Raw genomic sequence first — 24,269 nt, forward strand, 5'->3', positions numbered from 1 at the left:
TCGCCAGCTGTTCACCCTTAAATACCTGTAAATCCACCTCAGTCAGCACCTGAGTAGTGACATCGCCATCGTGATAACTCTTACTCACCGCCTGCACTTGCAGTAACACGTCTTGCATTGAGATTCTCGCTATTGATTCTAAATACATGGATAAACCCATGTCCAAACACGTCTCTCATCATGGGAGCGACGCTTTTATTCTTGATATGACCGTTATTCGTAACGCAGCGCGGTGGCTGGTTGCACCCTTGCAGCCCGTAGCGCAGGGTAAAGAGTTGCCACTAGGGTCACCACTAAGGTACCGACAATAATCAGCGACAATTGCCCAAGCGCCAGTTTTACCGGCAACATTTGTCCAGTCCCTAAAATCGAAATACCCAGGGTTGCCATAATGCCATTCAAATTAAGGGTAATTAGAATACCCACCACTAAGCCCAGCGCTAAACCTAACACCGCATTCAATAAACCTTGCACCACAAAAATGCCCATCACAGCAGAGGTTCTTAAACCTTGGGTTTTAAGCACTGCGACATCGGTGGTTTTATCGACAACCATCATTACCAGCGCCGAGACAATATTGAATGCCGCCACCGCCACAATCAGGCTGAGCATCAGCGACATCATGTTTTTTTCCATCTTCACTGCGCTAAATAGATGTCCATAGGTGTCACGCCAATCGCTCGTGGTCGCCTCGATGCCCTGCTCTGTTAAGATTTGCTGCACATCCTTGGCAAGCGCAGGCGCGTTAAAAGGATCGTTTAAATACAGCCTTAGCTGGTTGATTTCATCACTCGGTTGACGCATTAACCGCTTTGCATCTTGATAATGAACGTAAGCCACGCCCGCATCCACCTGTGAGCCCATCTCAAATACCGCAGACACTAAAAACTTACGTTGGCTGGGCACTGGGCCTAGCGGCGAGTACACCACGCCATCGCCACTTAATAAGCGTACCGTATCCCCTGGGCTGACTTTTAATTGACGGGCAAGCTCGCTGCCCAAAATGACCTTATACTGGCCACTGGTTAGCTCGTTAAACGCACCCGAATAGGTATGCTGGGCCACCATAGACAGTTTTTCGGCAAGCTCTGGAAACACCCCAAACACTTGCACGGCGCGGATATTCGCCGCCGACTGCACCATGGCTTGCGTCGACACGCTGGGCGTCACCCCTTGCACGCCGGGCAGCTTAGTTAGCTTTTCTGCCGCAATCGTCCAATCGCTTAATGGAGCTTTAGTATAAACAGTCAATTGCGGTACAGCGCCTAAAATGCGCTGCTTTAATTGTCCTTCGAGGCCGTTCATCACCGAGCTGACCACGATTAAGGCCGCCACCCCTAAAAAAATGCCCGAAACGGCAAATAAGGTAATAAAAGAAGCAAAGGCGTTTGCTTTTCTGGCCCGCCAATAACGGTAACCAACGTAGAGAGGAAATCGAAGATCCATTGAAAGAGGGCTGCGTCCTGTGTGCTGAACTTGCTAAATCATAAAGATGGGCACGATAATAGGGGTTTAGGTTCTATAAATAAAGAGGCAAGCCTTGTTCACTGACACCAATCCGTATTTTAGTGTGCCTCATCCCTTTACCGCTTACTTAAGCCTCTGGGACGAAAACCGACCTCTACCCAATGAAATGGCTTTAAGATCAATGCAATCCTTAGGGATCCAGCTATTGAGTGAAGTAAAAGCCCTCGAAGCGAGCTGTTTGTTACAATTGCGGCATTTAGATAATGAAGCCAAGGTGGTGGTGGATTTTCTCAAGCTACAATCGCGCAAGGTGGATTTAGTCCTGCAACACGTGCTCGAAAAAGAAGTCCAAGAGGGTGATAAATATGATGGTTGTCAGTTTGGTGGCAGTGGTATTCGCATAATCAGCACGACCGAATTACCTCTAGGGCGCCATTTTAAAGTGACCTTATTTATCCATGACGAACTGGTCGCTATTTTATGTTTTGCCAAGGTCACCGCGTGTATGCTCTCACAGGAAGCCCAATCAACTGCGCAGCAAGCACAACAGCACAACGCATCGTCGCCCTATCTAATCGACCTCGAATTTAGCCAAATACTGGATTCGGATGTGGAGCAACTGGTCAAAGCGAGTCTCAATGTTCAACAAAAACAACTTAAACTGCGTAAACAAGCTAGGGACGAACGCCAATAAAGACGAGAGTTTTCACTAGCACCCTCGCGCCCAAGTCACTACAATAAATGCAACTTTTTGTGAATGAATCCGTTTATCCCACGCCAATGACACATATTTCAGCCCTAACACCGCCCGTTGTAAAAAATGGCACTCAAATGCAAACTCTGTCGTGTATCACCGGAGTGGGTCAAGTGGTCACCCTCGCCAGCTTGATACGCCAACACCCAGGCACCACGCTCATTGTCACCAGTGACACACCAACGGCATTGAGTCTCGAGTTAGAGCTTAATTATTTATTAGCGAACACCACCATTAAGGTGCGGCTGTTTCCTGACCGTGAAACCCTGCCCTACGACAGTTTTTCACCCCATCAGGATTTGATCTCCCAGCGTTTAGAAACCCTATCGCAAATATCCCATGCTGAGCACAGCGTGGTTATCGTGCCGGTGACAACACTGATGATGCGCTTGCCGCCGAAATCCTATTTAAGCTCCAATGTATTTGTGCTTAAAAAGGGCGATAAATATCAGCTCCATGATGTGCGCCAGCAATTAACCGATACGGGCTATCATTTAGTTGAGCAAGTTTACGAACATGGCGAGTTTGCCATTCGGGGCTCAATTCTCGATATCTTCCCTACCGGCGTGAATATGCCGCTGCGTATCGAGCTTTTCGATGATGAAGTTGAAACCATTCGCCATTTCGACCCAGAGACCCAGCGCTCATCCACACCCGTCGATGCGGTGCGATTATTACCGGCAAAAGAATTTCCAACCGATAGCAGTGCTATCGAAGGCTTTAGACAACGCTATCGCCGCCGTTTTGAGGTGATCGTTAAAGAGCCAGAGTCGGTTTATCAATTGGTGAGCCGAAATTTGATGCCCGCTGGGATTGAAAACTATCTGCCACTGTTTTTCGATGAGGTCGCGACGCTATTTGATTACCTGCCGAAGGACACTCAGTTAGTCACCTTGGGCGATATCGAAAAATCCGCTCGCGCCCATTTGCATGAAGTGGAAACACGATATGAAGACCGACGGGTCGATCCGCTACGACCACTGCTTGCCCCTAAAGAACTGTATTTACTGATAGAAGAATTATTTGCCGCCTTTAAGCCGCTACCTCGCTATCAATTTGTGGCCCCAAATCCTGACACCAATGGTGCTGCGGCGCAAATTGATGCAAGAGCCTTGCCTGAGGTAAGCGCCAATCACAAATTAAAGCAGCCGTTAATCGCACTGCAGGATTATGCTGAGCAGGCGCCGAGGATGCTGTTTAGCGCAGAATCTGAAGGCCGCCGTGAAGCGCTGCTCGAACTCTTGGGTAAAATCCAGTTAAAGCCTACGGTATTTAGTCATTTTGATGAGTTTATTAAAACTGATACCAAACTTGGCTTGATCGTTTCGCCCTTATCCCGTGGTTGTGTACTGGGACTCGGTGCACAAACTGCCGTCAGCATCATCTGCGAAACTGAGCTCTTCGGCCAGCGGATTTCACAGCAGCGTCGCCGCGAAAAACAGCGTCAGATCAGTAACGATACCTTAATCAAAAACTTAGCCGAGCTGAAAGTTGGCCAGCCGATCGTACACTTAGAGCACGGTGTTGCCCTTTACCAAGGTTTAGTCACCCTCGATACTGGCGGCATTGTTGCTGAATATTTGCAACTTGAGTACTCAGGTGGCGATAAGCTCTATGTCCCCGTTTCCAATTTACATTTAATTAGCCGTTATAGTGTTGGCACCGATGGGGAAACGCATCTTAATAAACTCGGTAACGACACTTGGGCTAAGGCAAAAAATAAAGCCATTGAAAAAATCCGCGATGTGGCCGCAGAACTTCTCGATGTCTATGCACGTCGCCAAGCTCGTCCGGGTGAGAGCTGCGAAATCAATGACGAAGAATACGCCCAATTCGCTCAAGGTTTTCCCTTTGAAGAAACCGTCGATCAAGAAAGTGCCATTCATGCGGTGTTAGCTGACATGCAATCGCCAACCGCAATGGACAGATTAGTTTGTGGTGATGTGGGCTTTGGGAAAACCGAAGTCGCGATGCGCGCCGCCTTTGTGGCGGTGAATGCGGGTAAACAAGTGGTTGTGTTGGTACCCACCACATTACTCGCCCAGCAGCACTACGAAAACTTTAAGGACAGATTTGCCGACTGGCCGGTGGTGATTGAAGTGATGTCACGCTTTAGAACCGCCAAAGAGCAGACCCAAGTGCTAAAACAGCTCGAAGAAGGCAAAGTCGATATCGTGATTGGTACCCATAAGCTGCTGCAATCCGAGGCTAAATTTGAGAATTTAGGCCTACTTATCATCGACGAAGAACACCGATTCGGTGTCAGACAAAAAGAGAAAATTAAAGCACTGCGGGCCAATGTGGATATTTTGACCCTCACCGCCACACCGATCCCCCGCACCTTAAATATGGCGATGTCAGGGATGCGCGACTTATCGATTATTGCCACACCTCCCGCTAAGCGTTTGGCGGTGAAGACCTTTGTGCGCGAATCCGATCCCGCGACGGTGCGCGAGGCTATATTGCGTGAAATCCTCCGTGGTGGCCAAGTCTATTACCTGCACAATAATGTCGAAACCATTGAAAAATGTGCCCAAGACATTAGTACCTTGTTACCCGAAGCGCGGGTGGTGGTCGCCCATGGCCAAATGCGTGAGCGGGATCTTGAGCGGGTGATGTCGGACTTTTATCACCAAAGATTCAACGTGTTAGTCTGTACCACTATTATCGAAACCGGTATCGACGTCCCTAGTGCAAACACCATTATTATCGAACGCGCCGACACCTTTGGTTTAGCCCAGTTGCATCAGCTACGTGGCCGTGTGGGTCGCTCTCACCATCAAGCCTATGCGTATTTGATGACGCCACATCCTAAACGTATGACTAGCGATGCTCGCAAACGTCTCGAAGCCATCGATGCCCTTGAGGATTTAGGTGCCGGTTTTATGCTCGCCACCCAAGATTTAGAGATCCGCGGCGCAGGCGAACTCTTAGGTGATGAGCAAAGCGGCCATATCTCAAAAATTGGCTTTAGCCTCTATATGGAAATGCTTGAATCGGCGGTCAAGGCGCTCAAACAGGGTAAAGAGCCATCGCTGGCGCAAATGCTCAATCAGCAATGTGAAATGGAGCTCAGAATTCCGGCCCTATTACCTGAAGACTATGTCGGTGATGTGAATATTCGTCTGTCGCTCTACAAGCGTATCGCCAGTTGTGACAGCGAAGAAGCCTTAGACGAACTTAAAGTTGAGCTTATCGACCGCTTTGGTTTGCTGCCCGAGGCCACTAAAAACTTGATGGAAATGACTCTGTATAAACATCAGGCAACTCGGCTAGGGGCAACTAAAATTGAGGTACACGCCAAGGGTGGCAGTATCGAATTTAGCCAAGATCATAATATCGACCCAGGCTTTATCATTGGATTACTGCAAAGTCAGCCACAAATCTATCGAATGGACGGGCCGAATAAGTTAAAGTTCATGCTCAGCGCCGAAACGGCAAAAGAGAGGCTCGCGTTAGTCAAGCTCTTGCTCGAACAACTATCTCAACATCAATCGCAACATCGTCTTGGAGATAAATAGTGTTACGTCAACTCGCGGTCTCTATCGCTACACTTATTGCACTTTCACACAGTTCACTTGCCCGTGCTGAGGCGTGGTTCGAGGTTGAAGTCTATATTTTCGAACGCCAAAGCCAGTCAACTGAACAATGGCCTATGGCCCCAATTGAGACGAAAACCAATAGTGCAATCGACCTGATCTCACCGGTTGTAGGTCAGGCTGTGGTCTCCATGAGTAATGAGTCTGCGCCTTGCACACTCGTTTATGATGCCGATGCCAATAGCCATTGCGCAGAAAACACAAATATGAATGCCACTAATAACACCGATAATAGCACTAGTGGCGGCTTAAGGCTCACAGGCCCAAGCACAACGACCACCCAGTACCGTTACCCAAGCATGATCCCATCGGAAATCGGCAGTAGCAGCCAAACCTACGCCAAACTTGGCAGTGGCCCGGTATTACTCGCAAGCAACCAAGGTCAGTTTGCAAGTATCGTTAATAGCTTATCCAGAGAACGTGGTAATCGCAGTCTACTGCACATGACATGGCAGCAACCTATGACGGGTAAAAGCGGCTCAGTGCCTGTTCGCCTATTTGCTGGTAAGGATTTCTCCGCCAACTACCACTTCGATGGCCGCCAAATTGTGCAACAAGCGTTAAACAGTTCGATGCAAAATACTCAAAGCTCCCAAGGAATGGCTTTAGAAAGTTCGGCACCATTGCTGCCCTCTCCTGTTTGGCAACTTGATGGCACGTTAAATATTTATCTCAGCCACTACCTCTATATCGAAACGGCCTTAAATCTTCGCAAAGAAGGACGTAAGTTAATGCCTGTGCCGACCGATGAAACCAGCACAAATACTAATGCGACGCCTGTTAAAGTGATGACGCCTTACCTGATGTCTATTCCGCTGGAACAGAATCGCCGAGTGAAAAGTGATGAAATTCATTATCTCGATCATCCCGAAATGGGCATGGTGATCCAGATCCGTAAAATGGCGCAACCTAGCGCATAAAACGCCAGCCGATCAATGCTAAATAAAAAGCGGTAATACGAGTGTAATTACCGCTTTTTTTATCACCAATAGCTCCATGACCATTCAAGACTCATCGAGACTGAATTTAGCAGCAAATCAGCGCACTATTGAAAAATCCAAATAAATATCATCGCCTTGGTCTTCTTCCACCTGCACCATTAATCCATCGGTGCAAGGCACGCCTAACTCACACCAGGCAATAAGATTATCTACAGCAGGATTACTGCCCTGTGCGAGCACTTCGACACTTCCATCGACGCAATTAGTCACATAACCTGTCACGCCCAAGGCTCGAGCCTTTGTCAGTGTCGCATGCCGACAGCCCACACCCTGTACGGTTCCCGTTAATTTGATTAGCACCCGTTTCATTTAAGACTCCTGAACAAGGTTAGCTTGTTATTCTCATGCGAGTTTAAGCATAGCCGAGATTTGAGCTTAGTTACGTTATAAATGTGTTAAGTGATGGATTTACTGAGTGAAACAAATGAAATGAAACGCATAAAAAAACAGCTAACAAGACCGCTGTTAGCTGTGTCGGGCGACATACGCAAAAGGTTGTCCATAAATGGACTAATGGCATAAAAGTTTGTAGCATTTTGTAACAAACTATTAAGACGCGCTACTTTACACAATTAATTACAAATTTCAACAAAATGATAGATAAATCCACTCTTACAGTACTTATTTAATGCTTTTTACTGAAATAGCCAACCAAACCAATAATATATACCGTCAACCATTCCAAATATGAAATATATTGATATACCAACACGTGACGCTCGGTAGCATAAGCAGCAACCCCGTACATATAACGAACTGAAATATGGAAATGAGCGAAGGCGAAGGCTGGCAATCACACGAAAACCAAACCTATTCCCCTACAAATGAGTAGCGATGCGCGGTCTAATGATGAGTCTGCAAACGAGTATTAACCGTTAACTTAGCTTAAAAGCTTTGATTTTAGGCAAATGGGCCGCTAATTGGGGGAATTTATGGGGTTGAGTTTCATCCCATTCGATAGGGTAAAAACAACTGAGTTCACTGGACGTTGCTTGACTGTCGAGTACTTCATCAAGACGAGACAGAATGCACATCGCTTTGTGGGTATTCTTCAACCTAAACTCTGAAACACACTTATTGGCAATGTCGGCATACTCTTCCGGGCGATCAATTTTCCCTTGCATTGTCTCTTCTGGATGGAGATTGGGATTGATCAACACCGACTTTAACCCATTTAAAAAACCAATTCGCTCAGCCCAATACGCCCCCAAACCGACGCCCACCATTAACGGCGTGGGATCGTCGCTATACTGCATTTGCTTGGCGACCTCTTTCAATAAATGCTGCATATCATGCTTGGGATGCAAAGTGCTGTAGCTGATAAGCCTTACATCTGGGTCAATAAACTGCAACTGACGCATTTTTTCGTGATTACCAGGGCTAGTCGCATCGAATCCATGAAGATAAAAAATCATATTGAGACCTTTTAACAATCTGCCAAACACGGCGCATGCCACTAACCCTAGCAAATATTCATTGCAGAACCTTGCGCTACATCAAACTTTTGCCTGTTGTGCGAGTTGGATTTGCTCGGCCAGCTGCTTGGCATTTTCCCAACGAGCACTATTTTCTAATGCGATAGCAGTCTGCGCCGCATTAGGTTTAAGTAAACTCGCCGGATGTTTTGGTGCAGCAGAAGGCCATACAAAACCGTTTAAGAGTGACATAACACCTGGATTATCATTACAAACCAAAATCATATCGCAACCCGCATCCAACGCAGCTTGGGCGCGGCCTAAATAATCTCCCGCAAAAGATGCGCCCTTCATCCCCAGATCGTCGGAGAAAATCACCCCATTAAAACCCAGATCTTGGCGAAGGATCTGCTTTAACCAATAGGTTGAAAAGCCCGCAGGATTAGGGTCAACTTTAGGGTAGATCACATGGGCAGGCATAATGCCCGATAATTTACCTTGAGCAATCAAATCTTTAAATGGCAAAATATCTTGATTAAAAATCGCCTCAGCCTCACGTTCATCGATAGGTTGCGCAATATGGGAATCTGCAGCCACACTGCCATGACCTGGGAAATGCTTACCCACGGCACCCATGCCCGCCTCGGCCATACCCTCAATAAAACTCTGCGCTAACGCAATCACTTCATCGGGCTTTGCACTAAAACTACGTTTGCCAATGACTTGGCTGATGCCGTTAAGATCGAGCACAGGCGCAAAGCTTAAGTCGATGTCACAGGCGAGTAACTCGATGGCCATTAAAAAACCCAGCTCACAGGCCCAACGTTTCGCCAATGCCATCTCGCCCTTAGCCGCTGGCAAAATATCCCCCATGGCCGGAATAAGCGTAAAACCTTCGCGAAAACGTTGTACTCGTCCGCCCTCATGGTCGACGGCAATCAAAATCTCGGGACGAATTTGGCGAATCTGCTGCACCAAGGCAATTAATTGCCCACGGCTAGTAAAGTTGCGGGAAAACAGGATCAAACCGCCCACTTGCGGATGGCGCAGCATCTCAGCTTCAGCCTCACTGACCTCTAAAGACAGCAGATCCAGCATTAGATAACTCATAATTCTCCCTAAAATTTCTTATTCATACTCAAAAAATAACCATAGCGATACTGGCTACGGGGTTCACAAAAATCCCCAAAAAGCGAGCCATTTACCGTCAAATTTTACCCAAAACCGATAATGTAGGCCATTAAATCGACATTAATGATCCGCTAATTAAGCTCAGCTTATCCGAAGACTTTCTAATAAAAAAAACTAATGTGAATCTTGATACTGATTTATGGGATACTGAACATAAGCGTATCACACAAGCCTATTTTTACGTGGATAATGCCTGCAGTTTGCCAGAGTTGATGCCCTAAAAACCAGCGTATTAACACGATAACTGCAAAGTTCATCCGCACACACTAAAATAAAAATCGAGACACAACAGGACTTCAATCATGATTAGCGTATTCGATATGTTCAAGATCGGCATTGGCCCTTCGAGTTCACACACTGTTGGCCCCATGAAAGCGGGCAAAATTTTTATGCAGCACCTTGCTGATTCGGGCCAGATTGCCCAAGTGGATGAATTAAGAGCCGAACTCTTTGGTTCCCTCGGCCAAACCGGCAAGGGCCACGGCACAGGTAAGGCGGTCATTTTAGGCTTGATGGGTGAAGATCCTGAAACCGTCGATACCGACAGCATCGATGGCATTCTTGAGCAAGTGTCTAAAAATGAGACCCTCACCCTCAGCTGCGGCAAAGTAGTCAAGTTTACCCGTGAAGACGGCATTACCTACCACAGACGTAAAACCCTTCCCGCCCATGCGAACGCCATGACGTTATATGCCTACAGCAAAGGCGAATGTATTTTTGAGCGCACTTACTACTCTGTCGGTGGCGGATTTATCTTAGATGAAGATGAAATCAACCAACGTAATGCCTCACCAGCATCGCAAATTGAATCAGCACCTTATGATTTTAACAGCAGCGCCCAATTACTCGAACTTTGTACTGAACATGGCTTAAGCATTTCATCCTTAATGATGGCCAACGAACTTAGCCTTGCCAGTGAAGAAGAGGTCAAAGCCAAGCTGTGGAATATCTGGCAAACCATGAAAACCTGTATCGAAAGAGGTTATCAGAAGGAAGGTATTCTGCCTGGCGGCTTAAAGCTGCGTCGCCGCGCGCCAGCACTCTATCGTCGCCTCAAAGCCGAAGGCCGTAACAACGTCGATCCATTAACCGCAATGGATTGGGTCGATTTATTCGCCCTCTCGGTAAACGAGCAAAACGCAGCAGGCGATCGCGTTGTGACTGCACCAACAAACGGCGCCGCAGGTATTATTCCTGCCGTGCTTTGTTACTACGATACCTTCGTGCAAGAAGTCGATATCGACGTTTGTGCCCGTTACCTGTTAACCGCCGCTGCAATTGGTATCTTGTATAAGAAAAATGCCTCGATCTCAGGCGCTGAAGTTGGCTGTCAAGGTGAAGTCGGCGTAGCCTGCTCAATGGCGGCTGGCGCCTTAACCGAGATTATGGGCGGCACAGTCGAACATGTTGAGAACGCAGCTGAAATTGGTATGGAACATAACCTAGGCCTAACCTGCGACCCCGTAGGTGGCCTAGTACAAGTGCCCTGTATTGAACGTAATGCAATGGGCGCAATCAAGGCCATTAACGCCTCACGTATGGCGCTGCGCGGCGACGGTAACCACAAGGTATCACTGGATAAAGTGATTAAAACCATGATGGATACAGGTAAAGATATGCGCAGTAAATACAAAGAAACCGCCAAAGGTGGCCTTGCGGTGAACATTGTTGAGTGTTAATCCACTCAAGCTGTTAATTAACTTAAGTCTTTAGCACTGTCATGCCGCGCTTAACCGTTCAAACCTAAACGATTAAGCGCGGCATTTGTTTATCTTTAAATGAGTACAACGTTTAGTTTGTCGCTTTCATTGATGAATTCACATATTGCGAAATCACTCCCGACCACGTTTTTTCAATTTCAGGAATAAGCTGCGAAAACGCTTGTTTTTCAGTCTCTCGGCGCAAATCATCGACTGCATCAGAGGTGCTCCATACCGATGCGTTTCGACTTTCCTTTGCCGTCGACTCCGCTAATCCATACAAATATTCGGTGCGCACATCAAACAGAGCCGCCGAGACGGTTGTCGTCACGCTCACTTCTTTATTTTTTAACAACCCAAGGGAAATGACATTCAGTGGCGCAAATTGCTGCTCACCCGCATGGAAAGAGGTATCAAAGGTATAAATCAGTAAGATATCCGCTTTGAGTCTTGCCGCAGCTTCCCGCAATGATTTGATGGAATCTAACTGCTCCGGCAACAAAATACGATTTAACGGTGCAATCCCTGCAACCTGCGACATTTTACCTAATTGAGCAAAATCGGCTTCGGTTTCGACTTCACGGGTAGTGACCACACTGTAACGGCCTGTGCCAAAACTGCTTAAACGGTAGGATGCATAACCCGGCGCCTGAATACGTGCCACGGCAATATGTGCAGGGAATGTTGCAGCCGCTTGCACCGACATCAGCGCATTAATATCCGAATCTGCTAAGCTGCCGATAGCCACACTGCCACCAGGCGTAGTGTAAGAAGCACAACCGCCCAACAACATTAAACTCAAAAACGCCACAAGCTTTATCTTTTTCATTATCCCTCCATTAAACACACTTCATTCCCATGAATAGAAAAATAACTTACTGTTTAAAATAAATTTTTACTATCTAATCACTAAAATACATTGTTTCAAATTATTCCTCAAAACACGACAGGCATACTTATCCAAACAATTAAATAAACGAAATATGATGCTCTTCAAAAAGTAAATTAACCTGAACTCGGGGTAACGAGTGTCGAAAAAATCTAAATTTAACAAACTAAATCAATGCCATAAATGATTCTTTTGGAAAGAAAAATATTTTTTCTGACTGAATGCGCAGATTTTTGCGCATATCAAGGCGCTCTGTCGTATGCCATAGCGAGCGATGGTGAGACAGAGCAACGCAGAGAGGCCCGAAAAGATGTCTATTCAGCGGCTCTACTTATCCCGAGCTCAGGTTAAATTAGGCCAAACTCACCGATGTACACATCCGTTTTTATGAGAGCAAACAATAGAGAGTAGTGAAATAGCGGCAATTTATCGCAAAAGTACAATCTAATACCTTAACTATCGGGACATATTTCTGGCGATATCCCTGATATCTGCCAAAGTGTTTTCTCGATCCAATCTCTGAAATAGGAAATGCGTGAGTAATGCTCAATCACGCCATACTTACCTTCTTCCCAATTGGTTGACTCAGCATTTTGCCATGAGCTGACACCGATAAGGCAGACTGAATTTGTCGAGACGAGATATGCGGGGCCACCCGAATCTCCTGGGCCACTGATCCCCTCCAATGGTAAAGCATTCGCGTCGCGGTCAAAGATAAATTGCAGCCATTGCTCCTGCACCCCAACCACGGCATTGTGTGCCGCGCGCAATTGTTTGTCGGCCGCCACAACGCCCACTAGCCCATTACCAAAATCGCCACGTCCGACGAAGGTAGCGATTTTACCCGTTTCGGTTGAGGCAGGATTCAATTTAGCGAGTGTGGCGTCTTCAATTGAAGACGCCAATTGAACCAATGCAATATCATAGGGAAAGTGTCGTTCTTTCCAAAGTGGATGTTTTATCACGTTTTTAATCGAGTAAAAATCCTTTTTAAATTGCACTTTATTGCCAGTCGTTAGCTCATTAGCCACATGCGCCGCCGTCACAATCCATTGCTTATCGATAAGGCTGCCTGTACCAAGCACGATTTCATCACCTTTATAAAGTCCTAAAAAGGTGACTGTTGAATTATCGCTTTGCGCCGCCGCTTGATATTTCGCGTCTTCCGCATCATGCCTAATAATCATGGCATTGGCGGTACTCGTTATCGCCAGTAACAGTACAAACATCCATTTCATATTGAACTCCTATCCTTATGTATATTTATTCGCCAATATTGTATTGAGAATATAGAGAATGAATCATCATTAATGTCGAGAACTTAACAGCTTTTTCTCATTTGAGATATAGCCGCTGCATTCAAATCATTCAGGCGCCATGGGTCAACATGACATGTTGAATGACATCGCAACTTATCCGTAAAAATAAAAACGCGGTGAACTTGATGTTAACCGCGCTTTTTAATATTTAACCCTAGGCTTTAACTCTGAGGTTTAATCCTGAAAGGGGTTAACGATTGGCAGCCTTATTTAAAATACAAGCTATGGAATTTAAGGTGCTCTTCAATAAAGCTCGCAATAAAGTAATAGCTATGGTCGTAGCCCGCCTGCATACGCAAATCTAAGGGATAGCCTTTCGTTTTGGCGATATCACTGAGCGTGTGTGGCATTAATTGTGTTTCTAAAAAGCTGTCGGCATCGCCTTGGTCGACTAAAATAGGCACTTCGCTGATCGCCAATTTGAGTAACTCACAGGCATCATATTGGCGCCAGTGCTCACGATTTTCCCCTAAATACTCGGTAAAGGCTTTAATCCCCCAAGGCGCATTGCTTGGATTGCTGATAGGGCTAAAGGCCGAAATGGAGCTATATCTGTGGGGATGGGTTAATCCAATGACTAACGCGCCATGCCCGCCCATGGAGTGGCCAGAGATGGCGCGCTGTCCGGTTACGGGGAAATTCGCTTCAATCAGCGCTGGCAGCTCATGCACAATATAGTCGTACATTTTATAGTGGCGATTCCAAGGTGCTCTGGTCGCATTCACATAAAACCCTGCGCCGAGGCCCAAGTCATAGGCTTTATCCGGTGCATCGGCAACATCATCACCACGAGGGCTGGTATCGGGAGCGACGATAGCCATTCCCAACTGCGCCGCAATACGCTGCGCGCCCGCCTTCTGCATAAAGTTTTCGTCGGTACAGGTAAGACCCGATAGCCAATACAGCACAGGTACAGGTTTATTGGCCGCCTCGGGTGGCAGGTAAATCGCAAAGCGCATCTCGCAGTTCAGCGCCTGAGATTGATGGCGATACTGTTTGTGCCAACCACCAAAACTCTTGTTACAGCTGATATTTTCTATGGTCATTTCAATCCCTTTCCTGTTCACTTTCAGCGGTTAGCTTGCCGTTCAAGACCCTATCACAAGCTTAAAACACATAAGCAGCAGATAAGTCGTTAGCGGTTATCTGCTGCTGTGATGACAAAGAGCGCAATTATTTATCGAAATGGATCACGCTGCGAATGCTCTTGCCTTCATGCATCAAGTCGAAGGCTTCGTTGACTTGCTCAAGTCCCATAGTGTGGGTGATAAAGTCATCGAGCTTAAACTCACCTGCTAGGTATTGTTCAACGATTTTAGGTAATTGCGAGCGTCCTTTTACGCCACCGAAGGCTGAGCCTCGCCATACGCGACCTGTCACCAGTTGGAACGGACGGGTAGAAATCTCCTGCCCTGCGCCTGCAACACCAATGATCACTGATTCGCCCCAGCCCTTGTGGCAACACTCGAGCGCGCTGCGCATCACATTGACATTACCGATACATTCGAAGGAGTAATCCACGCCGCCATCGGTCATCTCGACAATCACCTCTTGAATAGGTTTGTCGAAATTTTTAGGATTAATACAATCGGTTGCACCTAATTTACGGGCAAGTTCGAATTTAGATTCGTTAATATCAATGGCAATAATCCGGCTGGCTTTAGCCATGGTCGCACCAATAACGGCCGAAAGACCGATACCACCTAGGCCGAAAATCGCTACGGTCGCGCCTTCTTCCACCTTAGCGGTGTTCATTACGGCGCCCATACCTGTCGTCACACCACAACCTAGCAGACAGATCTCTTCTAATGGCGCAGTTTTATTGACCTTAGCCAATGAAATTTCAGGTAATACAGTGTACTCAGAGAAGGTAGAACAGCCCATGTAATGGAAAATTGGCTGACCATCTTTATAGAAACGCGTGGTGCCATCTGGCATTAAACCTTTGCCTTGAGTCGCGCGGATCTTCTGGCACAGGTTTGTTTTACCCGATAAACAGAATTTACATTCGCCACACTCAGGCGTGTAGAGAGGGATCACATGGTCGCCCACCTGCACGCTGGTCACGCCTTCGCCCACTTGCTCAACAATACCACCGCCCTCATGGCCGAGGATCGCTGGGAACACGCCTTCAGGATCGTCACCACTTAAGGTAAACGCATCGGTATGGCACACCCCAGTCGCCACGATGCGCACTAATACTTCGCCGGCTTTAGGTAACATCACATCGACTTCTTCAATCTTGAGTGGCTGTCCCGGCCCCCAGGCCACGGCGGCCTTTGACTTGATAAACTGTGGTTTTTCGTTCGACATGCTTGTCTTTCCTTATTTTAATCAATGGGCTTATCGATTTACGGCTTATCCTAGCCCGACTCGCTTGTAAGCATAGATTGAGGTGGACGGATAAGCTTAAAAATAGTGTGCGGTAATGCAGTCACTAGATTGTATTTATTTCCTGAGGATTGATAATCTAGCATTTTGGCAATTCATTTTTACTGAGAAGCAACAATGTACCTTTGGGATGGCATATCAGAATTTGTAGCAGTGGCCGAAGCCGAGAACTTTACCTTGGCCGCACAGCGCCTCAATGTGTCCACCGCCCACGTGAGTCGGCAAATCAGCGCGCTGGAAAATCGCCTCGGCACTAAGCTGTTTTACCGTACGACTCGCAAGGTATCGCTCACCGAAGAAGGCACGATTTATTATCGCCATTGCCGCCAATTACAGACAGGACTAGAGGAGGCCGAACGGGCCATTACCGATCTAAAGGGCTCGCCCCAAGGATTGGTGAAACTCACCGCCCCCGTGGCCTACGGCGAAAAATTTATCATGCCATTACTCAATGATTTTATGGTGCAGTATCCCAGTGTGGAATTTAATGTCGACTTGACCAACAGAACCTTGGATTTGATTGACGGCGGTTACGATTTGGCTATTCGCCTTGGCAAACTCGCCGACTCTAGCCTGATGGCCAAACCTTTGAGTAGCCGCACCCATTATGTGGCCGCCTCACCCAGTTATGTTGAAAAATACGGTGAGCCCCATACGCTTTCGGAGTTAAATCAACATAATTGCCTGATCGGGAATCACAATTACTGGCGCTTTATTGAAAATGGCCGCGAGCGCAATATTAAGGTACGCGGCAACCTTATCTGCAACAGCGGCTATGCCCTGCGGGATGCAGCGTTAAAGGGCATAGGGATAGTACAACTCCCTGATTATTATATTGAAGAAGATATTCATGCAGGCAAACTTATCTCCTTCCTCGACGCACACCGCGAATCCAAAGAAGGCATTTGGGCGCTCTACCCCCAAAATCGTCACCTGAGCGCCAAAGTGCGGGTTTTAGTAGATTATTTAGCTGAAAAACTGGCGAGCAGTTAACTCACAACAATTAATCCAATATGAGTGACAATCATCTCGCTGTCGCCAGACACCCCACCTGTTTAGCGCCAGTTTTCCCTGAGGGTGTAATACAACATACCTAAGGCCAGTGCCTGATTACCAAACCATTCATTCAGTGGGATCCGGATATGACGCATCGCGGCGAAGAGATCGAACTCTCGCATTTGACCATCGATCGCCTGCCCCATAATCTCGGCCATGATATGGGAAGTTGCCACGCCATGGCCCGAGTATCCCTGACAATAGAAGATATTCGGGGTAATTTTGCCCAACTGGGGAATACGGTTAATCACTATCCCCGCCATGCCTGCCCAGGCAAATTCAATATCGACACCCTTTAACTGGGGGAAAGTACGTTCAATCGCCGGGCGCAGCTCAGCGGCAACGTTTTTAGGATCGCGGCCACTGTAATTGGTGCCACCGCCAAACATCAAACGGTTGTCGGCAGTTAAGCGGTAATAATCCAGCACGAAGCGGCAATCATACACGGCCAAATCCTGCGGATTAAGTTGCTTAGCTAACTCCGCCGGCAATTGGGCTGTCGCACAATTGCCAAGGGAGGCAGGAAATAACATGCCCCGTAGCTTGGGACGGCCCAATTTGTGGTAGGCATTGCCGGCGATGAGCACGCTATTTGCCTTAACCGTTCCTTTTGGCGTGACCACGGTTGCAAGCTCTCCTTGCTGAATATCCAGCACCTGCGAATGTTCAAAAATCTGCGCGCCCAACGAGGCCGCGACTCGCGCCTCACCAAGGCATAGATTTACCGAATGCAGATGCATATTGCGCCGATTGACTAAACCGCCGTGGTACAAGGGCGAGGCTAAATAGGTGGGCATCTCCTGCTCAGGCACTAAGGTCATAAACTCCCCCATGCCACGGCGATTAGCCTCGTCGAACATTTGCTGTAACTCTGCCATATGTGCGGGGCGATAGGCCGTCTGGATATGACCAAATTTTAAATCACAATCAATGTTGTACTTCGCCACTCTACTTTTGATGATATCGTGCCCACGCCAGCGAAGATCCCACACATAATCCTCGGCATCCTGACCAAGATGACGGCGTAATTGCTTGGTCATCGCTGCATCGCCAGATAGGCTTCCGGTCACTTGACCACCATTACGGCCAGTCGCGCCCCAAGCAATTTTATTTGCCTCTAGTAATGCGACCTTGTAGCCTTTTTCAGACAACTCAACCGCGGTTGCAACCCCAGTAAACCCGCCGCCGATAATGGCAACATCTACACGAAGATCACCTTCAAGTTCTGGATAATCAGACTCTTGCTTAATAGTGGCATTGTAATAAGAGGCGCAGCGTTTGGCTGACATAGGGTTTCCTTACACGATGTTATTATGATTTTTCGTTTAATATTTTTTACAAACGTTCAGAATTTTTGAGTATAACGAAGCTATTATCATGGTCAACAGAAGAATGCCCCTGACAGGGAAATAAGCGAGTTTGGCAAAACAGCTTAAGCCATTGGATTAACGAGGTTAGTGACTTAAGCTAGGCACCACCCGCTAGGATGGTAATAGAATTGACCCTGCGTTATTGTCTCAAGGGTAATCGCCATCAGAAAGACGCATTTCACAAAGATTTATTTAACAATAACTTGTTTAACAATGACCTATCAGGAGAAACTATGCCGCAGGATATACAACCTCAAACAACTGATGTTCTGCCCTTTTCTCAAGCCTGTGAAAATAATAAAACGCCTATTCTTGCGGTATTAAAAACCGCTTTTGCCAATACCAAACAAGTACTTGAAATCGGTAGCGGCACTGGGCAACACGCCGTTTATTTTGCAGCGAATCTCCCTCAACTTTTTTGGCAAACGAGCGATCAAGCGCAATATCTTGAGGACATTAGTGCAAGATGTTTACAACAAGGTCATCAACTTGGCGTTCATAATCTTGGCTTACCTATTACACTTGATGTATCACTACCTTGGCCTATCAACGGCCCCCATATCGATGCAGTATTCAGCGCCAATACCTTACATATTATGAGTAAACCCAAGGTGGAAGCATTTTTTAATGGCTTAGGAGAGTATTTACCGCGGCTCAACACCCTATGCCTGTACGGGCCTTTTAACTATCAAGGTCACTTTACCAGCGACAGCAATCGGCGATTTGATGACTTATTAAAACAAAGAGATAGTGAAAGCGGCATTCGAGATGTTGAATGGATTGTCACCCTTGCCCAAGCCCAAAACTTAACCTTAGTTGAAGATATCGCCATGCCCGCCAACAATCGCTTACTGCATTTTAAACATTTATTGGCGTAAGGCGCTCAATCCTGAACCCAAGATTCGCATCACTGAAGCATAAGGATGCTGAGATTACTAACACTTAAACCATTATCCATACGCCCTCAAACTATACTGATAATAAGCAACAACTCAGCCCCGCACGCAATTACGGCCATCAGATTTAGCTTCATACAGGGCTTTATCCGCTCTGCTAAACAAGGTTTCTGCATCATCGCCCTTTTGCAAAGAGGCTAAGCCAATCGACACCGTAATGGCGCCCAATGAGAGTTTTTTATCTTTGCCTATCGCTAGGCGCCGCTCGGAGATCCGCTCCCTCAAAGTCTCGGCCACTTGCAGCGCATCATGAAAATGGGTATTAGGCAGTAACACCACAAATTCCTCGCCGCCGTAACGGGCGACAAAGTCATCACCACGCACACATTGTTTTAAAGCCAGCGCAACATAAGCCAAGACTTTGTCGCCGATTTGATGCCCATAGGTGTCGTTAAATATCTTAAATCTGTCAATATCCACAAGTAATAAACTACAACGGGTTTGTTGTTCCTCCGCACGATGGATATGGTCTTGAATGGCAATTTCGTAAGCTCGGCGGTTATGTAACGAAGTCAATTGATCTGTCATTGCTGCCAGACTTAAATTTTCCATTTCAGCTTTTAAGTTTTGTACTTCTTGCCCCATGGCATTGAGGCTCTGCTCCATGGCTTGGTTATTAACCAATAGGCTCTGCATTTCATCAAGCACCCCATCGACTAATTGATTTAACGTATTCGCATCGGGCGTTGATTGCAGTTGCAATCCAAAATCCGCCAAGGTGCTTGTAAATGCTTCCGTCCCTTGGGTTAACTGAGTAATTTTACTGATGAGAGAGTTAATCAGTATCTGAGTTTCTATCTGGACATTCTCAATGACTTCAGGGGACTTCTCTTGAATAAAATTCTTGTACAGACTGGTATTCACTTCTTTGGTAAATACGACATTGTTAGCAAGAAAACCATCAATAGCACGATTAAGATCTAAGTTTGACTGAGCAAAATACTCATACCAAACGGTGTAGTTTTCTGGCGTAACCGGTATATCAAGCGCAGACATTTGCGGTACAGCTAAACGTAAAATTTGAGCCGCTGAATCGAGCTCTTTATTTGCTGCAGGAAAAGACATGAATCATGTATCCATGAGTTGTTATAATTTTGTATAACTTAAGTTAACTCAACTGCTTCGTTTTGGATACTGGGTAAAATGATTATTATGATGGCGCGCAAAAACAAAAAGAGGATGTTGCCATCCTCCTTTAATTTTTTATGTTATGCCAAAAGCGGCTCAACCTCGGCAGCGGGCAAAAATATCCAATTCAGGCTGATAAACCTGAGTTTGAACATTCATTAATCCCAATAGGCTATCGAACAAATTGTCATGGGAAAATCCCCCCTTTTCAGCTTCTTTAGCAAGACAAGCCATATTCAAGTGATTATCTTGACTAAAGTCCTCAGAAAACCAAGCCAGCATAGGAATACTCGTTTGCTCAATAGGCGCGATGCTGTAAGGGGCGCCATGCAAGTACATGCCTTTCTCACCCAAAGACTCGCCATGATCGGAGAGATAAAACATGGCGGTATCAAATTTTTCTTGCTGCTGTTTAAGCTTATTGACCACCTGACTAAGAATGTAATCGGTATATAAGATAGTGTTGTCGTAGGTATTCATTAACGCTTCAGCACTGCAATTTTGAATATCACTACGTGGGCAATCTGGCGTAAATTTACGGTGCTCTGGCGGATAACGTAGATAATAGGTCGGCCCGTGACTGCCAATAATATGTAACGCAATCACGGTATCTTTTTGCTCGGCGTTAGCTAATGCTTCATCAAGTTTGTTCAACAAAACTTGATCAAAGCAATATTGACCGGAGCACAACTCAGGATCGCTCTTTAAATCGATAGTGATGTTCTCAACCTGATCGCACACGCCTTTACAACCCGAGTCATTATCAAACCATTGCACCTTAATCCCGCCATGATTCAGTACATCAACGGCCGTGTCTTGGGCATAGGCACGGCGGGAATCATAGTCATCGCGTCCCATGCGGGAGAACATGCAAGGCAGCGATACTGCGGTTGCCGTACCACAAGAATGGCTATCCTTAAAGACCAGTAATCCTTGCCCCTGAGTATGGGCGTTGGTCGGTTTTTCATAACCATAGTATTGATAGTTCATCGAACGAGCCGTTTCCCCAACCACCAGCACTAATAAATTGGGCTTACCGTTGGTATTGGGACTGACATTTTTTGCATCCAAGCCAAGCTGTTCATATTTGATTGGTGTTTGTAGGTAATGCACATTGATGTACTTAGCCGCCGCACCAATAAAATAGGTCGGCACGATATAACGCTTAATCTCATCATTATTGCGGCCAAAGGAAGCGTAGTCTTGGAAATAGAAGAAAGCGATAATCCCAAGCCCTGCTAACATCGCCAGCATAAACAAAACTTTATGTAGCAACTCTTTGAAAAATGGCTTGTATTGGATATCAGCTTTGTAAATCAAATAGGCTGGCAAAATCCCCGTAAGCAGCATATTGAGTATGGAAGCAAAATTGACATACATCAGCGCTTCAGCGCTGTTGGTTTGAAAGGTGTTTTCAATCATGCCGTAATCAAACACGATATTGTATTTTAAGGCCGCAAAAAACACGCTAGATGATAATAAAGTGAGGATGATAAAAAAGGGCTTTAGCAGATACTTCACTGTAAACAGCGAAAACACAAAACTCAGCGCAAAGATCAAAAATAACGGCATACTGGCGATAAAAACCGGATCGACATCAGGTTGTTTTTCAATGCCTTTTTTGATGATGTCAAATAGCGGGATATTAAAAACGCAAACGTAAAATACTGCGGTGATAAAAGTGAAACGATTCACGGTTAGGGTTTTAAATCTCGTCAGCACTGGTTATGGTCTCTCAAATCAATAGTGGGCCGAAGCTAACTTAGTTTTCTTAAGGCAATCTTATGCCCTACAATTTGCGCCATCTTAGCAAGTCGTCAGATTCTCCTCAATTAAATAATCTTTATAATTAACAAGTTATAATGCGGATTAAAAAAACGGCCGAATCTGAAGGCATTCGACCGTTTTTGACTCCCCAACCTATAGGGACTTGCTCGGAACTAACCCCAGCTTGTTAATTTACTGCGGTAACAAGTGCGATTATTTTAACTGCTGTAATAAGTAGGCAAACGCCATTGAATTTAGTTCCGCAGCTTGATTATTATCTGCAGCCCCAGCATGCCCACCTTCGATATTTTCATAGTAAAGCACATCAATACCCATATCCTTCATCTTGGCCACCATCTTGCGGGCGTGCCCAGGGTGAACCCTGTCATCACGGGTTGAGGTGGTAAAAAACACCTTAGGATAATGCACGTCTTTATGCAGGTTATGGTATGGCGAATAAGTTTTAATGTAAGCCCATTCCTCTGGAACATCAGGATTACCGTACTCCCCCATCCAACTTGCGCCGGCGAGTAACTTATTGAAACGGTACATGTCGAGTAAAGGCACTTGGCAGACCACGGCATTGTAGAGATCGGGACGACGGGTAAAGGCGGCGCCCATCAACAAACCACCATTACTGCCGCCTTGAATACCTAAATGCTTGCTCGAGGTGATCTTACGGGCGATGAGATCCTCGGCGATGGCCTCAAAGTCCTCGTAGGCCTTATGACGATTCTGCTTAAGCGCCGCTTGATGCCACGCAGGACCATACTCGCCGCCACCTCGGATATTGGCCAGTACATACACACCGCCCTGCTCTAACCAGTTTTTACCAATGGTAGCTGAATACGCTGGGCGAAGAGACACTTCAAATCCGCCATAACCATAAAGCAGTGTTGGATTGCTGCCATCGAGCTTAAGATTTTTTGCCATCACCACAAAATAAGGCACTTTGGTACCATCCTTTGAGGTGGCAAAATATTGCTCGGTTTTAAATTTATCCGCCGCAAACTGCTGAGGCATACCTTTGATTTTTTGAGGTTTAAGCGCCTTAGCATTGACGGTATACAGGCTCGATGGCTCAAGGAAGCTAGTGTAGTTGACAAAGAAATCGTCACTGTCGCGCTCCATATCCATCACAGTTAGCGCGCCGTTGGCCTCAAAGGGCACTGGCGTGCTTTGCCATGCGCCTTTTTCATCTTGCTCGTAGCGAACCAGCTTGCTCTTCACGTTATCGAGCCAATTAACAAAAATCGCGCTCTTACTGAAACTCAGCTGCGCTATTGATGCTGTTGGCGTAGGGCTCACAAATTCAGTAAACGCCGCTTTTTGGGCAATTAAATCCGCCACATTGGCGTACACCACAGCGCCTTGGCTGAATGTCGCCGCAGGCGTTGCTAAGTCACTTTTTAGCTCAATAAACAATTTGCCTTGGAAATAGCCTTTAATCTCGGCATCTTGTGGGATTGGTAGTTTAATCAGTTTGCCGTCTTGGTAAACATACTGCGTCGCGGTATAAAAAGTATGTGCTTCTGTGACTAGGCTGAGCGGGGTTTTATCGTCGAACATCACCCAACCCGATACCGCGACAGAGGTTTTATCCCCACTAAAAATCGTTTTCGCTTGCTCAAGTGGCGTACCACGTTGCCATAACTTCACCACGCGGGGGTAACCCGAGTCCGTCATGCTTTGGCCATCGCCAAAGTCGGTGCCGACAAATGCATGGTCTTTATCTATCCAACTTAGGCTAGATTTCGCTTCTTTTAAAAAGAATGGCTTATCTTTTGCTGGCACAAAATCTTTAGTGGTTAAATCAAATTCACGCACTTCCACCGCATCGGCGCCGCCACGGGATAAAGACACAAAACAACGTTGATTATCGGGATATTGGCAATCAATGCTCTTAAATACCCAGTTAACCGATTCCAACTTACCTAAAGCATCGACATCAAGCACGGTTTCCCACTTGGGTTGCGCCTTTGTGTATTCTTCCATGGTCGTGCGGCGATAAATCCCCCGGACATGGGTATCGTCCTTCCAAAAGTTATACAGCTTGTCGCCGATGTGGGTGGCGTAAGGAATACGCTCTTTGTCATTGAGGATAGCGAGGCTATTTGCGACTAAGGTATCAAACCCTTTGAAGGCTTTAATTTCGGCGGCAGAAGCGGCATTTTGGGTCTTAACCCATTCCATAGGCTTGGCGCCTTCAACCTCTTCAAGCCAAATATACTTGTCTTCTTGCGCGTGAACTTGAGCAGTCATAGTG

18 protein-coding genes and 1 pseudogene are annotated in these 24,269 nt (G+C 46.4%); 6 read left to right on the forward strand and 13 right to left on the reverse strand.

Annotated elements, in window-relative coordinates; genetic code table 11:
* Positions 1–118 (reverse strand): annotated as a pseudogene (locus SHEWPOL2_RS23240) (lipoprotein-releasing system ATP-binding protein LolD); the annotation flags it as partial.
* 95 nt (positions 119–213) lie between these two features.
* Complete coding sequence (locus SHEWPOL2_RS16165; protein ID WP_037429790.1) at positions 214–1,446, reverse strand: lipoprotein-releasing ABC transporter permease subunit; 1,233 nt, start codon at positions 1,444–1,446, stop codon at positions 214–216.
* A gap of 94 nt (positions 1,447–1,540) precedes the next feature.
* Here SHEWPOL2_RS16165 and SHEWPOL2_RS16170 point away from each other — a divergent pair, with 94 nt between their 5' ends.
* The 3 genes from SHEWPOL2_RS16170 to SHEWPOL2_RS16180 all read left to right on the forward strand — a co-directional run bounded on the left by SHEWPOL2_RS16170 (position 1,541) and on the right by SHEWPOL2_RS16180 (position 6,740).
* Entirely contained in the window at positions 1,541–2,161 is a 621-nt protein-coding gene (locus tag SHEWPOL2_RS16170; protein ID WP_037429792.1) for a hypothetical protein, read from the forward strand.
* A gap of 86 nt (positions 2,162–2,247) precedes the next feature.
* Positions 2,248–5,742, forward strand: coding sequence for a transcription-repair coupling factor (gene mfd, locus SHEWPOL2_RS16175; protein WP_037429793.1), 3,495 nt, complete (start codon positions 2,248–2,250; stop codon positions 5,740–5,742).
* Positions 5,742–6,740, forward strand: a complete 999-nt coding sequence (locus tag SHEWPOL2_RS16180; protein WP_037429794.1) for a peptidoglycan binding protein CsiV — start codon at positions 5,742–5,744, stop codon at positions 6,738–6,740. The genes mfd and SHEWPOL2_RS16180 overlap by 1 nt, the downstream gene beginning before the upstream one ends.
* 117 nt (positions 6,741–6,857) lie before the next feature.
* Here SHEWPOL2_RS16180 and SHEWPOL2_RS16185 read toward each other — a convergent pair whose 3' ends face one another.
* From SHEWPOL2_RS16185 to nagZ, 3 genes are all read right to left on the reverse strand, one after another.
* On the reverse strand, positions 6,858–7,130 hold the full coding sequence (locus SHEWPOL2_RS16185; RefSeq protein ID WP_037418308.1) for an acylphosphatase: 273 nt from the start codon (positions 7,128–7,130) through the stop codon (positions 6,858–6,860).
* 566 nt (positions 7,131–7,696) lie between these two features.
* A complete protein-coding gene (gene ycfP / locus SHEWPOL2_RS16190; protein ID WP_037418311.1) occupies positions 7,697–8,236 on the reverse strand; it encodes an alpha/beta hydrolase YcfP in 540 nt (179 codons plus the stop codon).
* Positions 8,237–8,317: 81 nt separating this feature from the next.
* Positions 8,318–9,346: a beta-N-acetylhexosaminidase gene (nagZ, locus tag SHEWPOL2_RS16195; protein WP_037429795.1), complete on the reverse strand. Its 1,029-nt coding sequence runs from the start codon at positions 9,344–9,346 to the stop codon at positions 8,318–8,320.
* Positions 9,347–9,729: 383 nt separating this feature from the next.
* On the opposite strand from nagZ, the gene SHEWPOL2_RS16200 reads away from it, so the two are divergent.
* Positions 9,730–11,106, forward strand: coding sequence for an L-serine ammonia-lyase (locus SHEWPOL2_RS16200; RefSeq protein WP_037429797.1), 1,377 nt, complete (start codon positions 9,730–9,732; stop codon positions 11,104–11,106).
* Positions 11,107–11,218: 112 nt separating this feature from the next.
* Here the strand turns inward: SHEWPOL2_RS16200 and SHEWPOL2_RS16205 are convergent, their stop codons facing one another.
* From SHEWPOL2_RS16205 to SHEWPOL2_RS16220, 4 genes are all read right to left on the reverse strand, one after another.
* A complete protein-coding gene (locus SHEWPOL2_RS16205; RefSeq protein ID WP_037429799.1) occupies positions 11,219–11,956 on the reverse strand; it encodes a hypothetical protein in 738 nt (245 codons plus the stop codon).
* 512 nt (positions 11,957–12,468) lie between these two features.
* Complete coding sequence (locus SHEWPOL2_RS16210; protein WP_037429801.1) at positions 12,469–13,254, reverse strand: S1 family peptidase; 786 nt, start codon at positions 13,252–13,254, stop codon at positions 12,469–12,471.
* A gap of 287 nt (positions 13,255–13,541) precedes the next feature.
* On the reverse strand, positions 13,542–14,381 hold the full coding sequence (gene fghA, locus SHEWPOL2_RS16215; RefSeq protein ID WP_037429803.1) for an S-formylglutathione hydrolase: 840 nt from the start codon (positions 14,379–14,381) through the stop codon (positions 13,542–13,544).
* Between the two features lie 127 nt (positions 14,382–14,508).
* Positions 14,509–15,648 (reverse strand): S-(hydroxymethyl)glutathione dehydrogenase/class III alcohol dehydrogenase, encoded by a 1,140-nt coding sequence (locus SHEWPOL2_RS16220; RefSeq protein ID WP_037429804.1) that lies wholly within the window; start codon positions 15,646–15,648, stop codon positions 14,509–14,511.
* Positions 15,649–15,843: 195 nt separating this feature from the next.
* Here SHEWPOL2_RS16220 and SHEWPOL2_RS16225 point away from each other — a divergent pair, with 195 nt between their 5' ends.
* Complete coding sequence (locus SHEWPOL2_RS16225; protein ID WP_037429805.1) at positions 15,844–16,719, forward strand: LysR substrate-binding domain-containing protein; 876 nt, start codon at positions 15,844–15,846, stop codon at positions 16,717–16,719.
* A gap of 62 nt (positions 16,720–16,781) precedes the next feature.
* On the opposite strand, the gene SHEWPOL2_RS16230 is transcribed toward SHEWPOL2_RS16225, so the two are convergent.
* Positions 16,782–18,071 (reverse strand): FAD-binding oxidoreductase, encoded by a 1,290-nt coding sequence (locus tag SHEWPOL2_RS16230; protein WP_037429808.1) that lies wholly within the window; start codon positions 18,069–18,071, stop codon positions 16,782–16,784.
* Positions 18,072–18,385: 314 nt separating this feature from the next.
* Between SHEWPOL2_RS16230 and SHEWPOL2_RS16235 the strand changes: the two genes are divergently transcribed.
* Complete coding sequence (locus SHEWPOL2_RS16235) at positions 18,386–19,030, forward strand: DUF938 domain-containing protein (RefSeq protein WP_037429814.1); 645 nt, start codon at positions 18,386–18,388, stop codon at positions 19,028–19,030.
* Between the two features lie 114 nt (positions 19,031–19,144).
* On the opposite strand, the gene SHEWPOL2_RS16240 is transcribed toward SHEWPOL2_RS16235, so the two are convergent.
* The 3 genes from SHEWPOL2_RS16240 to SHEWPOL2_RS16250 all read right to left on the reverse strand — a co-directional run bounded on the left by SHEWPOL2_RS16240 (position 19,145) and on the right by SHEWPOL2_RS16250 (position 24,265).
* Positions 19,145–20,173, reverse strand: a complete 1,029-nt coding sequence (locus SHEWPOL2_RS16240) for a GGDEF domain-containing protein (protein ID WP_037429810.1) — start codon at positions 20,171–20,173, stop codon at positions 19,145–19,147.
* A 159-nt stretch (positions 20,174–20,332) separates the two neighbouring features.
* Positions 20,333–21,958 (reverse strand): phosphoethanolamine--lipid A transferase, encoded by a 1,626-nt coding sequence (locus SHEWPOL2_RS16245; RefSeq protein ID WP_037429812.1) that lies wholly within the window; start codon positions 21,956–21,958, stop codon positions 20,333–20,335.
* Between the two features lie 258 nt (positions 21,959–22,216).
* Positions 22,217–24,265 carry a prolyl oligopeptidase family serine peptidase gene (locus SHEWPOL2_RS16250; protein ID WP_050991391.1) on the reverse strand — a complete coding sequence of 683 codons (2,049 nt, stop codon included), beginning with the start codon at positions 24,263–24,265 and terminating at the stop codon, positions 22,217–22,219.
* Positions 24,266–24,269 lie beyond the last annotated feature (4 nt).

Source organism: Shewanella sp. POL2, assembly GCF_000282755.1.
Classification (GTDB): Bacteria; Pseudomonadota; Gammaproteobacteria; order Enterobacterales; family Shewanellaceae; genus Shewanella; species Shewanella xiamenensis.